1 protein-coding gene is annotated in these 432 nt (G+C 52.1%); it reads left to right on the top strand.

What is annotated here, in order from left to right:
* Positions 1 to 432: hypothetical protein (locus tag AC1RPR_RS08320; RefSeq protein WP_481763487.1), on the top strand; the 432-nt coding region annotated here is incomplete at both ends.

The following is a 432-nucleotide window of genomic DNA, read 5'->3' as shown; positions in this document are numbered from 1 at the left end:
GATCAAGGCGCAGCTAAAGACGAAAGGCGACATTCACATTCAAAACGTGTTTCGCTTTTTCAAGCAGTGGGTGGACAAGGATCACCCGCTCCGTCACGCGATTAAGGCGATTGTGTTCGGCACGCTGTACGGTAAGAGCGCAAAGACACTCGGCATCGATACGAAGCAGAGTGACCTTGGCTCCCTAAAAGGACAGATCAGCGCGCTGTACGAAGAGTCGTTGAAGCCCGAGACGGACAAGAAGCGTATGGTCGAAATCAATCGCATGCTGGAAGAGTTGGATCACAAGCTTACGGCATTGATTGAAGAGGATCGCACAGCATACGCGCAGGACATCATCGACAAGATGTTCAAGGCATTTCCGCAGGGTGCTGAGTGGACCGAGGCTATGCAACGCATGGCAGAAGAAGAGTACTACGTGTACAGCCCATC

The organism is Dellaglioa sp. CoH-57-MRSF-22 (assembly GCF_056781895.1).
This window is presented reverse-complemented; position numbering and strand designations above follow the sequence as displayed.